A 12,408-nucleotide genomic window follows, 5' to 3' on the forward strand; every position below is an offset into this window, starting at 1 on the left:
CCTTGGCCTTTTTGGTGGCCACACCTTTGGTCTCCCAGAAAATGGCAGCAAATTCGTTGATCGCCTCAACAAAGGCAACGCCGCTATCGCGGTCAGCAGTTTGACGGGTTTTTGAACCAAGTTGCATGATCTTGTGAACCAATTCGTCAACATTAGGGTGTTTGTCTTTCTTGAAATAATCTCCCCAAATAATGCGGACCTCTTGTTTGGCCTTCTCAGCGCTTTCTTCTTTGACCTCAATATAACGGGCCATACTGTTGATATGTCCAGCGTTATGTTCGTGATCAGCTTGTTCTGCGATCATCAAATCCATCATCCGAACGACGGTCAACGCGGCAATCTGGGCAGTGCTAGGGTCATATATTCCACAGGGGACGTCGCAATGTGCCTGAGCACGGGCAAAGGGTGATCTCTTATCCAGAGCTTCAAAAAGATGATAAAACATTGGTTTCTCCTTATATTAGTTGATATTTTATATGAGTAGGCAGTAAGATCATCTCTCCCTGCATAAAGCCATCATACTAATAAAGATAAATTTTGTCAATAAAATCATAAATATTATTGTATTCCTCATATAAAAGATTAAGGTTTGATGGATATCACAATATATAAATCGATTAAATTCGCTCCAGAAGGCTCCGCAAAATGAGGTAGAATAGGGAAGGTAGATCGAAATAATCAACTCAAAAAGAGGAGAAACAATGACTCATATTATCACCAGTTTGTGTCTGCGAGACAGCGGTTGTGTCGAAGTTTGCCCTGTTGAATGCATCGTTCCTGGTACCCCCCAAGAAAAGTATCCGTGGTTTTATATTGATCCCGATACCTGCATTGATTGTGGTGCCTGCATCCCTGAGTGCCCCTATAACGCAATATTTGTTGAAGATGAAGTACCTGATCCCTATGTCGCCGAAGGTGGCGAATATATCTCCCGCGTCGGCCTCACCGGCCATTACGAGAACACTGATCACCACGGCAACCCTGTTGTTTTGGAAACTGCCAAACAATTGGAAGCTGGCGAAGAAGTTGATCTCACTGAAGATATCCAGCCCAATTACGATTACTTCGATGGTGGCCCCGGCTACGAATAGAATTATTTAGAAAAATTATGAGCCTTTCGCAATGAAAGGCTCTTTTTTATTTATGATCTCCCGAAGGTTTTCTACCCTCAAACTTGAGTTAGAGATAATCCTTTGGGAGGTTTTACAATTCTCTGGATGCTATGCAGATGCCCACCAATCTATCCCCTCTTTATACCCAAAATTATTTAATCTCTGGCGGATGAGTTTCCGGGCCCCACGCGATCCCACACTTGCCAGGATAACGGGATTTTGGTACTGTCCCCAGCATTTTCCCAACTCATCTGGAGCGATGATCGGTTTCGCACGCCGCGTTCGCCCAATTTTTTTGGGGTCGATATCCACAAAGGCAACCAACGGCATATCCTGACGTTCAAGTTGTTTTGCAAGCCGCCGTCCCATCATTCCCGAACCCCAGACGATGACTGCATCCCGTCCCTTTAATGGACCTCGTGCGAGATAGTATGCCTTTGTCCGCAGAAAATTTTCCAATGAATAGCGGCTGTCAGTATGGGTGATCCGATTTGGGTGGTCGCGCCATTCATGTAAAACTTCGGGGATTTTGGCAAAACGAGCCCCAGCGAGGTAGAGCCGCAAAAAGAGATCATAATCTTCAGGCCATCCGTGATCTTGATATCCCCCCATGCGCAGCATCCATTCGCGGCGAATCATTACACTTGGATTTGGCAGTGGACTTTCAATAAAAATTTCGCGCCGAATATCATCATCGCTGACGAGGGCGTTCAACCACTCAATGTAGATGCGGAATCCATCGCCCACATCCTCTTCGGGGAAAGCTTTGACAAGACAACCGACCAGCGCGGTATCTGGATTTTCATCAAGGAAAGCAATTTGTTTCTCAAGACGCTGCGGATGGGCGCGATCATCCGCGTCCAGGCGAGCGATGTATGGGGAAACGGAAGCAAGCATCCCGGCGTTCGAGGCGGAGATGACACCTCCGTGAGGCTGGAAAATGCATTTAAAACGGGAATCACGTTTTGACCTGTGATCCAATATATCCGCTGTCCTGTCGGTTGAGCCATCATCCACCGCGATAACTTCAAAATCTTTGTGCGTTTGACCCTCAATGCTCTCAAGAGTCTCTTCGAGAGTTTGAGCAGCGTTATAACAGGGTAATATGACAGACACAGAGGGGATTTTCATCCACTTATTTTATCAGCCCAATCCAGTATAATCGAATTGGTAAACCGACTAATAAAAGGAAAAAAAATGAAAATCGTAACTGATTGCGCAGCAGATCTCTCTCCTGAAGAACGTGATGAGCTAGGGATTATTGAAGCCCCGCTTTATATCCAATTCCCCGAAGGCGAAGTAAATGCGACTGATATCGCCCCCGATGATTTTTACGACCGCCTGGAAGCCATGCGCCCCACCATCCCAACAACAGCACAGCCCTCTGCCGGCATCTTTCATGAGCTATATCAAAAAGTGGCCCAAACCAAAGAAGAGATACTTTCAATCCACATCTCTTCTGGTCTGAGCGGAACACTCAACTCTGCAATTAATGGCGCAGCCCAATTGAAAGAAAAAGTTGTTACCACTGTTGACAGCATGACTCTTTCTGGCGGACAACGTTTTCAGGTTTTGGCTGCCGTGCAGGCTGCCAAAGCAGGCTGGGCTATGGATGCGATCAAGGAACGCCTGGATGCCATCCGTGCGAAAACCGAAGTCATCTATACCTTGGAGACGCTCGAATATCTGGCACGTGGAGGCCGGATCGGCAGAGTCCAAGCCTTGGCTGGATCACTGCTCAATATCAAACCTGTCATCCGTGTTGATCACGCCGATGGAAAATACACCACTGTCGGTAAAGGACGGACGATCAAAAAGAATATTGCCACCATGGTCGAGCATATCTCTGATATCTACGGTTCTGTTCCCCTTTGGGCAACCGTTTTACACGGACGCTTTCAAAAAGGTGCGGACGAAATGGTAGCCGCTCTACAAGAGAGCCTGAATATATCAAAACTTGAGGTGACGCGCATCTCTCCCGTCCTGGGTGTGCATACTGGCCCTGGGATTGTGGGTGCAGCCATTTTGCCGATGGCGCTGATGGAAGATCTGTTCTAGCCCCCTCTGCCCTTCGGGCATCTCCCCCATTTTACAATATGGGGGAGAAATTAAAAAAACAGAAACATCCGAAGTCTTGAAGACTTCGGATGTTTTATTAACAGGATAGTTAATTAGGTTTCTTTTTCGAATTTTCCCTCAATTAAAGGGGTATTTACATCCTCGACAATTTCACCTTCGATGGGTGGTAATGCTTTTTTTTCCTTTCCACTGCCCAGCATTTGGATTGTACCCAGTGTGCCTCCCAATAATGGAACCAGGGCTGGTAAAGGTGTCGGGATTGCTGTCAGCACGCCAACAAGCATTCCCTTACCAATTGACGCACCCCAACTATCTTTGAAGCTGTGACGCTGGATCAAGATACTGGGAATAGTCAATGCCGCACCTACGGCAACCGAGATAGGCCAGATCAATTCGAAAGTCGCCGCTTCTGCGCCAAAAAGCATCATATCAACGGCAACCATGCCAAAGCCCACCAGGGGGTGCAAACCAAGGGATCGTGAGAGTTTATTCAGAGCATCCATTATTTTCCTCGCAAGTCTACAGTTTCCTTACCCGATAATTTATTCGAAATCCGTTCAGTAACAATTTCCAGGGCTTTGGGCTGATGCACATAATCAAGGTTATCGGTACGAATGGTCAATACCGGACAGAGGTCAAAGGAACCCAACCACTCGTCATAAAATGAATCGAGCAGAGAAAGATATTCGGTCGTGATACCAGTCTCCATACCGCGCGCGCGGCGTACAATCCGCTCTATCAGCACATCCACAGGTGCTTTGAGATAGATCAGCAAATCGGGACGCGGGAGACTGGCCACAACGAGGTCAAACAGACGTCGATAGGCCAAATAATCCCGCTCGGAAAGGTTGCCCAAATGATGCAGCGCGCGGGCAAAGATGTAGGTATCCTCGTAAATACTGCGGTCAAGAATCGCTGAGCGTGCATCGCGTGCAGCCTCGAGATACTGCTCTGCACGGTGGCCCAAAAAGAAAACCTGCAAATGAAAAGACCATGCACGCATATCCGCGTAAAAATCAGAGAGATAGGGATTATCTGCAACTGATTCATAACCTGTCCACCATCCAAGACGATCACCCATCCGCTCAGTGAGGGAGGTTTTCCCGACACCTATATTCCCGGCAACAACGACAAGATGTTTAGTCATGTTTTTCTCCTCCCGTATATCTTACCCGCAAAGTTTTTTCTATGCTAGTTTTTAAATGAAAAGCGGGGCAGATCGCTGAGTAGACCCACCTAATCGATCTATAAAGATAACGACGTTATACCTCCAAAAGGCGGGCGGATATTCGTTGAAAACATTTTTTGCCTTTGCCAGTATATTATTCATCATTCTCAAAAATCAATGGCCAAAACAAGGTGAAATTATCTCCAATTCCTTTTTAGACAGTTTCCAATGAGCCATTACGTTTAGCTTGAATCTCAAACCATTTGAAAAGCAAATAACCGAGCCAGCCGTAAAGGAGACCAATTCCGATTTCGCTTATTAATAGAGGAGCAACTTCAGCAAAGCTGCCCCCTGATATCAAGGTACGCGCTGAGGCAATTCCTCGCGTCAACGGTAACACTTGCGAAAAAGTCTGCATCCATGGAGGAAGGGTATCCAAAGCAACATTTGCCCCTGAGAAAATCAGCAACAAGAAATAAACTGTGTTGTTTACAAACATAACATTTGCAGTAATTAAGCTCAAACAGCCCATCAAGAGACCTAATCCGCAGGTGCTGATGGTGGTGACGAGAATGGTCAACCCCAGTGCCGAGAGATTAGTCTGCGAGAAATCCACGCCAAAAAGGAGTGCGCCCCAGGTGAGGGCGATGACCACTCCTAATGCGCCATCGATAATATGCATAAAGGCACGACCAAAGAACATCATCATCCGGTTGGCGGGCGTACCAAAAAGATAAGGCAGGGTACCGTTCCATCGATCACCGCTAATGCTAAAGGTCACACCGAAGATGCCGCTCACTGCGGTGATCTGTATTGCATTGCCGATCACGTAAAAATCCACACTGTCTTTTCCCGTCGCGTAACTGCCTAAATACGTGAAGAATATGATCTGAGCCAGAGGCATAAGAACCTTTGAGGCGGCGTATGTCACGGGACGAAACCAGGCAAAGAGGGCCACATAGGAAAGAACCGTCCCTTGCCAGAATAGCCGAAGATTATTGGCAAATATTTTCATTTCACACCGTTTCCAGACTTGCATCAACCCGGGCCTTGTACAGCATGTATTTAAAAAGCTTGCTGGCAAGAAATAGGTCAATAACGCTAAAAAGGAGCATCATTCCCCAGGCAAAAATAACTTTCTCAACATCACCTGCGCCAGTCGAAGTCTCATGGAGGGCACGCGCTGCCCAATAGGGAGGCAAAACATAACTGACCGGTGTTGTCCAGGCGGGCAATAAGGCGATCGGGAAGAGAAATCCAGCGAGAATATATACCGGAAATTCCATCGCATTTTGCCATTGTTGGATACCGCGATAAATGATAAAAAGCGGCGCAATTACCAACCCGAAGCTTATAAAGGCGAAAATACTAATCAGGACCGAGCCAACAAAAAGAAGCGGAGAAACCATTTTCAATGTATAGCCGAAAAAGAGAGCTGCCAATAAATAAGATGAGCTCATGGAAATCAATGACTGAACAACATTGGCAAGATTCTTGCCAAAAACAATCACCTCAAAAGGCGTAGGAACGGCAACCAGAGATTCCAGCGTTCCCTCTCTGCGTTCATTGTTGATGCTATTGCCAGAGATGAAAAGCAGGCTGCTCCACAAGCCTGTCAGACCGCTACCAACCACAACGTACATGGCATAGTCGCCGCCTAATCCACGCAGCATAAAGAGGGCGAGAATAGCGATAATCATCGGTTGCACAATTATCGCAAAAAGAATAAAGCTGTCGTTCCATTGGTGACGCAAGGTGATCTCGGCAACCATCAACACTGTCCGCCAGTAGACAATCAGATTCTTGAATTTCATTCTTTACCTCCCACCAACCGGACATAGGCATCTTCCAGCGTTGGCTCGCGGACTGTGACTCGTCCCACGCGCATCCCATTTAATGCGGACATCACAGCCGGAACAGCCTCTGCACCCAGGGGTGTTTGAACAAGGATGAGTTGACGTTGGCCCTGATCTCGTACTGAGACAGCATCCACAAAGGATAGTTCACGAATCTGGTCAACTACTTTTGGTGCGACACCAAAGGTCTCCACCTCGACAACGGATAAATCACTGACGTGTCTTTTCAAAGCCGAAGGTGTGTCCATTGCGACGATCAGACCTTTATCGATCACGGCAACACGATCGCAAAGGGAATCTGCTTCAAACATATAATGGGTGGTTAGCAATATGGTTTTTTTCTCTGATTGCAGATCACGAATAACCTCACGAAATTCTCGCGCACCAACAGGATCCAGTCCGATAGTTGGTTCATCGAGAAATAGAATATCCGGGTCGTGGAGCAAAGTCCGAGCCACATGGAGACGCTGTTTCATCCCGCGTGAATAGCCCTGAACACGTTCATTCCCACGCCCTTTTAGTCCAACTAGTTCCAACAAATAAGGGATACGTTTCTTTGAGACTTCAGGATCAACATGATATAAGCTCGCAAAATAGCGCAAATTATCAACCCCGGAAAGTCGCCAATATAGGCCACGCTCACCACCAAAGATAAATCCAATATGCTTACGAACTTCGTTGGCATCCTTGACAACATCCAAGCCGTTGACTTTTACCTCACCTGCATTAGGAATGAGCAAGGTTGCCAAAACTTTGACCGTGGTTGTTTTCCCGGCCCCATTCGGGCCAAGTAAACCAAACAGCTCACCTTCTTTGATCTCGAATGAAATATCGTCAACGGCAATGACTTCTTTGACCGTACGGCGAATCACGCCGATAGTGGCACGGTAAATACGTTTAAGGTTTTTTACTTCAATTGAATTCATATTCTTCTCTCAGAAAGTATGTAGGGGACTGCGATTGTAATCGAAAATGGTTCTGATACCAAAACTACCCTTATATGCAGAAAATCGGGTAATACTAATTCAGTGTACAAGCCGCGAAATATCTTGTCAAGGTTCTTTGTTATAATCTGACGATTATCTGTTCCAAATCTAATTTAAAAGAGATTAATGATTCCCTACATTCTTCAAGGCCTCACCCTCGGCTTCGCTGCCGGCGCACAGCCGGGACCTTTTCAGACCTATCTCATCACACAGTCACTTGCCAATGGCTGGAAAAAGACAATTATCGCAGCATTCGCTCCGCTCGTTAGCGATGGACCGATCATCCTGATCACTTTGCTGCTCCTCAGGCAGTTGCCGAAATCCCTGCAACGGGGACTCTATGTTGCGGGAGGGATATTCATCCTCTATTTGGCGTGGAGTTCTTTCAAGCAATGGCGGGCTTTCGACGAAAGTACAGTAGACAGATCCCAAAATCAAACAGGCTTATGGAAAGCTGCCCTGATGAACCTCATCAGCCCGGGTCCATATATCTTTTGGAGCCTGGTCAGTGGCCCGATCTTTCTCAAGGGGTTAAGCGAATCTCCCTCGAACGGATTCGCCTTTATGGCCGCGTTTTATGGGACGATGATCCTGCTCAACGTCGTAGTGATCATTATTATCGGCCTCGCAAGCCAAATTGGAGAGCGCATTCGGCGAGGTCTGCTTTTATTCGCATCCATCGCCTTATCCCTCTTTGGCCTTTACCAGCTTTGGCTCGGCATCATGGTAAGATAGCAGCATGACATGGAATCTTCACACCACACACGTTCAGGATGGCGATCTCGTACTCCTTGTCGGGCAACGCCACAAGCACTATATCATCACCCTCAAGGCGGGGATGGAATTTCAGACTCATCGCGGCACGCTCAAGCATGATGATCTGATCGGCCTCCCCTGGGGGACCCAAATCTTCAGCCATAACGGTAACCCTTTTTATATCTATTCCCCCTCTCTTGCAGATGTTTTGCGGGATATGCCGCGCAATACCCAAATCCTTTATCCGAAGGATATTGGATTTATCTTCATGACAACGGGAGTTGGCCCCGGATCGACCGTGCTTGAAGCTGGTACCGGTTCAGGGGCAATGACCACAGCCCTGGCATATGCCGTTGGAGAATTGGGAAAAATCTACTCCTACGAAGTGCGCAAGCCGATGCAAAAATTGGCTCAGAAAAATTTGCGCCGCCTGGGTTTAGCAGAGCGTGTTGATTTCAAGATGCGCGATATCGAAGAAGGCTTCGACGAAACTGATGTGGATATCCTCTTCCTCGATGTGCAAGCCCCCCACGACTATATCCCTCAGGCGCGTGCTGCAATAAAACCAGGGGGATTCTTCGCCAGTCTGGTACCGACCTCCAACCAGGTTCAGCATTTATTGATGGCCTTGAATCAAAGCGAATTTGCCTTTATTGAAGTCGCCGAAATCATGCTCCGCCATTACAAACCCCAGCCTGCGCGTTTACGCCCAACCGACAGGATGATCGGTCATACCGGTTATCTGGTTTTCGCTCGCCGCGTTGAGATGAGCGAAAATCCGCATGCAGAACTTCCCAACAACGAGCAGGAAACGGGATCAAATGATGATTAATAAAAAACAATATCTACTCCTTCCCATAATTCTAATGATTACTATTTCTTGCAGCTTATTTACCCCTGCTGCTTCTCAACCAGAGGCCGATGAAAGTTCACCTGAATCTGTGCCAGAAGCCACGACAGGCGACCACAGTGATAACCCCTGCAATAATATTTTCTATCCACTTGTTCCCGGTCGACAACTAATCTATAAAATTGACAATCCCGAGAGTGGCGAAGATCAGGTCGGGATTACCGTTGCCAGCGTAAACGGCTCGACGGCCACCCTTGATATGCTGGTGCTGAGTAGCGGTATTATTTCTCAATCAACAGTTGAGTGCGAAGATGGGGCGATCAAAGAATATCCCCTGGCAACAATGGATACAATTTTTGGGGATATGGTGAAAGGTACTCTCACAAACGAATACCTTTCTGGCGTCATCGCACCCGCTGAGGAGACGCTGATTGATAATAATTGGAATATGAGTTGGGAATCGAAATATACGATGAACGGTGAGATGACCTTTTCAGGAGAGGGCGAAACAATTCGTGTTCTCATCACCGACTCACCAGTTGTCATGAATTGGCAAATTGATTCTACCGGGGAAACGCTCACAGTCCCGGCTGGAAACTACTCCAATGTCGTCGTCGTAACGCGTGAAATGACATCGAGTGTTTCACTGGATATGGACGGTATGGTTGTCGAAAGTACGCTAGTTTTCCAAAGCACCCATTGGTTTGAACCTTATATCGGTATGCTCAAAATGACCATGGATTCTGCCACCGTACAGATTCAGGGGATTTCTTTCCCGATTGATTTGGGAGAAAGTATGGAATTGATCGAATTCCGTCCTGCCGAATAAGGAGTATTTATGAGAAGACGCCCCTTCCGGCGCCCATTCAGACGCGGTGGCCCAAGACGGGTTCCACCAGAATTACGCCGCGCAAACGAACTGATGGAGGCGGGCCACTTCACACAGGCAGCCGAGGCTTTTGAAATAATCGCCCGCCGCGCTGATGCTCGACGCGGACCACGAGCTCCCCAATTCCACTTCCGCACTGGACAGGCCTATATCCTCGCCGGAAAGGTGGAAAGCGGAATGCCACATATCAAAAAAGCCCTGGCTTTTTTTTCTGCCAGGAGCCAATGGGAGCCATTGTATCGCTTTGGTCAGCGTGCTGTTGACAAGCTCAACGATCTGGGCCACACCACACAGGCAGAGGAGATCGCCGATTATCTTTCAAATAATCTCCCTGAAAAAACTGCCCACACTCAAAGAACATCACACAAAAAAGCGACTCTTCCCACGCATTGTCCTGGCTGCGGTGCACCCCTCCGCGCAGATGAGGTAGACTGGATCGATGATCATACTGCTGAGTGTATTTATTGCAGCAGTCCGGTTCGAGGGGAGTATTAAGATCAAACCCCTCACCCAAGCCCAAATCGCAGAAAGGCTGCGCCAAAGCTACCGTGGTAAAAGCCAACCATCAACCGATGGTTATGTCGACCACTCAGCAGAAGGAATTATCAATCCCCTCAAATGTGCGGCAGTACTCATCCCGCTAACTTTCTTCGATGATGAGTGGCACCTGCTTTTCACGCGACGTACAGACACGCTAAACGACCATAGCGGACAAGTCTCCTTCCCCGGCGGCCAATGCGATCCCGAAGACGAAACGCCTGAAGATACGGCTTTGCGCGAAGCCGAAGAGGAGATTGGGCTAAACCCGAAAGACGTTCACATCCTCGGGCGCGCAAATGAACTTATTACGGTGACCGATTATGAGATCACACCCGTAGTTGGGGTTTTTCCCTGGCCCTATTCCTTTCTTGTTTCCACTATTGAAGTTGGGCGTGTTTTCACCATGCCACTTAGCTGGCTGGCTGATCCCAAAAATTACTGGCAATTTACACATCCCAGGTCAGAACATCCTGTCATCGCCTACCACCCCTATGATGGGGAATTACTCTGGGGGGCCACCGCACAGATGACGGTCAACTTATTGAAAACCTTCCTGGAACACCCCTACCCCTAAGACAGGCATCCCCTTGTTTAAAGAATAAAAAGAGTGGACTTCTTGCAAAAGTCCCTTTTTGACCATGCTCTAGCCGTCGTCCTTTGCATAGCATCCTTTAGGGCGGCGGCGGGGACGCCGCCGGGAGCACTTATGCAAGAGGTTTAGTGATTAAATATCTAGAATCAAAAAAGAGCGACGCGTTTGCGTCGCTCTTTTTTACTATTATTGGGAATAAGACTATTCTTCGGTTTCTTCGCCTTCTTCACCTTCTTCGCCGTCTTCACCTTCGAGGAGTTCATCTACAACTTTTTCGACTTTCTCTACTGACGGGGCATTAGCGACAGCAACCATCGCATCTGCTTCAGTTATCATAGAAAGTTCGTCAGAAAGTATTATGTCGCGAACAAAAATACCATCACCAATATTTTCCAGTACATTAAGATCAACCTCAATACTTTCAGGCAAATCTGCCGGCAAGGCTTCGATCTCTACCTCGGTCAAACCAGTGATCAAAACAGCCGCGAAGTCTTTAACCGCTCCAGCTTCACCTACAAACTCAATACGTACCTGGGAGGTGATCTTCTCAGTCATTGAAACAACTTGAAAATCGACATGCAACAATGAACGGCGGATATAATCCCACTGCTTCTCACGAACCAGGGTTGGGTATTCTTTACCATCCAAAGCGACCATGATTAAACTAGACGATTCTGCTTTTGCAAGGATACGACCAGTCGCTTTATGTTCCAATTCGACCGGGATCGAATCAATACCATAACCGTAAAGTACGGCGGGCAATTTACCCTGCCGACGCAACGCCTTGACCTTTTTTCCGGTCACTTCACGCTTGATCGCTTCTACAATAATTTTATCCATCTTGCTTTCCTCGAGCACCTCTCACCTCGAATCTTATCGAGATTACCATGCTCTACTATTTACCTCGGGCTAGCCGAGGCGTTTGACTATTTTCGACGTCGGACTATCAGGTTGCCCATCAACAGGAATAATCCGGATACTATCCCGCCAAGCAAACCAGCCAGGATTGCTCCACGCGTATCAATGAGGGTAGTGACATCACCATCGACATTTCCTGCCAATAGTATGAGAGTCTCAACCCGCTCCGCACGTAAATTCTGGCTTGCTACCGCTAAGGAATATCCATCCTGCATTGATACTTCATTCGCTGCAACAATACCTGCGTTTCCCTGAATGTGAATATTATTTGCCTGAACAATTCCGACCCCAGACCGTGCCATTTTAACCTCTTCTGCTTTGAGCGCCACAACGCCAGATTGATGAGCCGAAACAGTATGGGCTTTCAGGCCCACCGCTCCGCTTTCTTTCATGCCAACCTCGTCCGCGAAAATATTTTCTGCACCCGATTGATGCATCCGGACTAATTCGGCTTTAATCGTCTCAGTCCCGGTATTGGTCAAATTAACGACTTGCGGATCTTTTGATTCTTCAGAATCGGCTTTTGGATCACTCATGGGAAACTCTATTCACTTTGTTCACTAATTACAGACAAAAAATGCGCCTCCCAGCGGAGGCGAATATTCTAACAACGGCCATTATTTTAGCCCCAGAGATGGCTTTCGTCAAGCAATAACGCGTGG

At 47.5% G+C, this 12,408-nt stretch carries 16 protein-coding genes; 7 read left to right on the plus strand and 9 right to left on the minus strand.

Translation table 11 applies throughout. The annotated features are described in order from the left end of the window. Positions 1 to 445: superoxide dismutase, Ni (sodN, locus tag AC3DOM_RS09665; RefSeq protein ID WP_487918836.1), on the minus strand; the 445-nt coding region annotated here is incomplete at its 3' end. Between the two features lie 256 nt (positions 446 to 701). Between sodN and AC3DOM_RS09670 the strand changes: the two genes are divergently transcribed. Further along, positions 702 to 1,091: a 4Fe-4S dicluster domain-containing protein gene (locus AC3DOM_RS09670; protein ID WP_487918837.1), complete on the plus strand. Its 390-nt coding sequence runs from the start codon at positions 702 to 704 to the stop codon at positions 1,089 to 1,091. Positions 1,092 to 1,220: 129 nt separating this feature from the next. Here the strand turns inward: AC3DOM_RS09670 and AC3DOM_RS09675 are convergent, their stop codons facing one another. Next, complete coding sequence (locus tag AC3DOM_RS09675; RefSeq protein WP_487918838.1) at positions 1,221 to 2,243, minus strand: glycosyltransferase family 2 protein; 1,023 nt, start codon at positions 2,241 to 2,243, stop codon at positions 1,221 to 1,223. 66 nt (positions 2,244 to 2,309) lie between these two features. Here AC3DOM_RS09675 and AC3DOM_RS09680 point away from each other — a divergent pair, with 66 nt between their 5' ends. Next, positions 2,310 to 3,170: a DegV family protein gene (locus AC3DOM_RS09680; RefSeq protein WP_487918839.1), complete on the plus strand. Its 861-nt coding sequence runs from the start codon at positions 2,310 to 2,312 to the stop codon at positions 3,168 to 3,170. Between the two features lie 113 nt (positions 3,171 to 3,283). Here the strand turns inward: AC3DOM_RS09680 and AC3DOM_RS09685 are convergent, their stop codons facing one another. The 5 genes from AC3DOM_RS09685 to AC3DOM_RS09705 all read right to left on the minus strand — a co-directional run bounded on the left by AC3DOM_RS09685 (position 3,284) and on the right by AC3DOM_RS09705 (position 7,141). Then, entirely contained in the window at positions 3,284 to 3,694 is a 411-nt protein-coding gene (locus AC3DOM_RS09685; RefSeq protein WP_487918840.1) for a hypothetical protein, read from the minus strand. Further along, positions 3,694 to 4,338: a deoxynucleoside kinase gene (locus tag AC3DOM_RS09690; RefSeq protein ID WP_487918841.1), complete on the minus strand. Its 645-nt coding sequence runs from the start codon at positions 4,336 to 4,338 to the stop codon at positions 3,694 to 3,696. Before AC3DOM_RS09690 ends, AC3DOM_RS09685 begins: the two co-directional genes overlap by 1 nt. 235 nt (positions 4,339 to 4,573) lie before the next feature. After that, on the minus strand, positions 4,574 to 5,374 hold the full coding sequence (locus AC3DOM_RS09695) for an ABC transporter permease (RefSeq protein ID WP_487918842.1): 801 nt from the start codon (positions 5,372 to 5,374) through the stop codon (positions 4,574 to 4,576). A 1-nt stretch (position 5,375) separates the two neighbouring features. Beyond that, complete coding sequence (locus tag AC3DOM_RS09700) at positions 5,376 to 6,173, minus strand: ABC transporter permease (protein WP_487918843.1); 798 nt, start codon at positions 6,171 to 6,173, stop codon at positions 5,376 to 5,378. Further along, positions 6,170 to 7,141, minus strand: coding sequence for an ABC transporter ATP-binding protein (locus tag AC3DOM_RS09705; protein ID WP_487918844.1), 972 nt, complete (start codon positions 7,139 to 7,141; stop codon positions 6,170 to 6,172). Before AC3DOM_RS09705 ends, AC3DOM_RS09700 begins: the two co-directional genes overlap by 4 nt. Before the next feature lie 186 nt (positions 7,142 to 7,327). On the opposite strand from AC3DOM_RS09705, the gene AC3DOM_RS09710 reads away from it, so the two are divergent. The 5 genes from AC3DOM_RS09710 to AC3DOM_RS09730 are packed head-to-tail and all read left to right on the plus strand — an operon-like array spanning position 7,328 to position 10,810. Beyond that, on the plus strand, positions 7,328 to 7,936 hold the full coding sequence (locus AC3DOM_RS09710; RefSeq protein WP_487918845.1) for a LysE family translocator: 609 nt from the start codon (positions 7,328 to 7,330) through the stop codon (positions 7,934 to 7,936). Positions 7,937 to 7,940: 4 nt separating this feature from the next. Further along, positions 7,941 to 8,789 carry a tRNA (adenine-N1)-methyltransferase gene (locus AC3DOM_RS09715; RefSeq protein WP_487918846.1) on the plus strand — a complete coding sequence of 283 codons (849 nt, stop codon included), beginning with the start codon at positions 7,941 to 7,943 and terminating at the stop codon, positions 8,787 to 8,789. Further along, entirely contained in the window at positions 8,782 to 9,636 is an 855-nt protein-coding gene (locus AC3DOM_RS09720) for a hypothetical protein (protein ID WP_487918847.1), read from the plus strand. The genes AC3DOM_RS09715 and AC3DOM_RS09720 overlap by 8 nt, the downstream gene beginning before the upstream one ends. Before the next feature lie 9 nt (positions 9,637 to 9,645). Beyond that, on the plus strand, positions 9,646 to 10,191 hold the full coding sequence (locus AC3DOM_RS09725; protein ID WP_487918848.1) for a tetratricopeptide repeat protein: 546 nt from the start codon (positions 9,646 to 9,648) through the stop codon (positions 10,189 to 10,191). Then, on the plus strand, positions 10,136 to 10,810 hold the full coding sequence (locus AC3DOM_RS09730; RefSeq protein ID WP_487918849.1) for an NUDIX hydrolase: 675 nt from the start codon (positions 10,136 to 10,138) through the stop codon (positions 10,808 to 10,810). The genes AC3DOM_RS09725 and AC3DOM_RS09730 overlap by 56 nt, the downstream gene beginning before the upstream one ends. A 219-nt stretch (positions 10,811 to 11,029) precedes the next feature. Here AC3DOM_RS09730 and AC3DOM_RS09735 read toward each other — a convergent pair whose 3' ends face one another. Both AC3DOM_RS09735 and AC3DOM_RS09740 read right to left on the minus strand, forming a co-directional pair. Next, positions 11,030 to 11,668, minus strand: coding sequence for a 50S ribosomal protein L25 (locus tag AC3DOM_RS09735; protein ID WP_487918850.1), 639 nt, complete (start codon positions 11,666 to 11,668; stop codon positions 11,030 to 11,032). 86 nt (positions 11,669 to 11,754) lie between these two features. Further along, positions 11,755 to 12,282 carry a hypothetical protein gene (locus AC3DOM_RS09740; RefSeq protein ID WP_487918851.1) on the minus strand — a complete coding sequence of 176 codons (528 nt, stop codon included), beginning with the start codon at positions 12,280 to 12,282 and terminating at the stop codon, positions 11,755 to 11,757. Positions 12,283 to 12,408 lie beyond the last annotated feature (126 nt).

The organism is Candidatus Desulfolinea nitratireducens (assembly GCF_982879505.1).

Coding starts and splice junctions, on each gene's coding strand:
- AC3DOM_RS09685 (WP_487918840.1), bottom strand. CDS start 3,694: ATGGATGCTCTGAATAAACTCTCACGATCCCTTGGTTTGCACCCCCTG.
- AC3DOM_RS09695 (WP_487918842.1), bottom strand. CDS start 5,374: ATGAAAATATTTGCCAATAATCTTCGGCTATTCTGGCAAGGGACGGTT.
- AC3DOM_RS09740 (WP_487918851.1), bottom strand. CDS start 12,282: ATGAGTGATCCAAAAGCCGATTCTGAAGAATCAAAAGATCCGCAAGTC.
- AC3DOM_RS09720 (WP_487918847.1), top strand. CDS start 8,782: ATGATTAATAAAAAACAATATCTACTCCTTCCCATAATTCTAATGATT.
- AC3DOM_RS09680 (WP_487918839.1), top strand. CDS start 2,310: ATGAAAATCGTAACTGATTGCGCAGCAGATCTCTCTCCTGAAGAACGT.
- AC3DOM_RS09715 (WP_487918846.1), top strand. CDS start 7,941: ATGACATGGAATCTTCACACCACACACGTTCAGGATGGCGATCTCGTA.
- AC3DOM_RS09705 (WP_487918844.1), bottom strand. CDS start 7,141: ATGAATTCAATTGAAGTAAAAAACCTTAAACGTATTTACCGTGCCACT.
- AC3DOM_RS09710 (WP_487918845.1), top strand. CDS start 7,328: ATGATTCCCTACATTCTTCAAGGCCTCACCCTCGGCTTCGCTGCCGGC.
- AC3DOM_RS09690 (WP_487918841.1), bottom strand. CDS start 4,338: ATGACTAAACATCTTGTCGTTGTTGCCGGGAATATAGGTGTCGGGAAA.
- AC3DOM_RS09735 (WP_487918850.1), bottom strand. CDS start 11,668: ATGGATAAAATTATTGTAGAAGCGATCAAGCGTGAAGTGACCGGAAAA.
- AC3DOM_RS09670 (WP_487918837.1), top strand. CDS start 702: ATGACTCATATTATCACCAGTTTGTGTCTGCGAGACAGCGGTTGTGTC.
- AC3DOM_RS09675 (WP_487918838.1), bottom strand. CDS start 2,243: ATGAAAATCCCCTCTGTGTCTGTCATATTACCCTGTTATAACGCTGCT.
- AC3DOM_RS09730 (WP_487918849.1), top strand. CDS start 10,136: ATGATCATACTGCTGAGTGTATTTATTGCAGCAGTCCGGTTCGAGGGG.
- AC3DOM_RS09700 (WP_487918843.1), bottom strand. CDS start 6,173: ATGAAATTCAAGAATCTGATTGTCTACTGGCGGACAGTGTTGATGGTT.
- AC3DOM_RS09725 (WP_487918848.1), top strand. CDS start 9,646: ATGAGAAGACGCCCCTTCCGGCGCCCATTCAGACGCGGTGGCCCAAGA.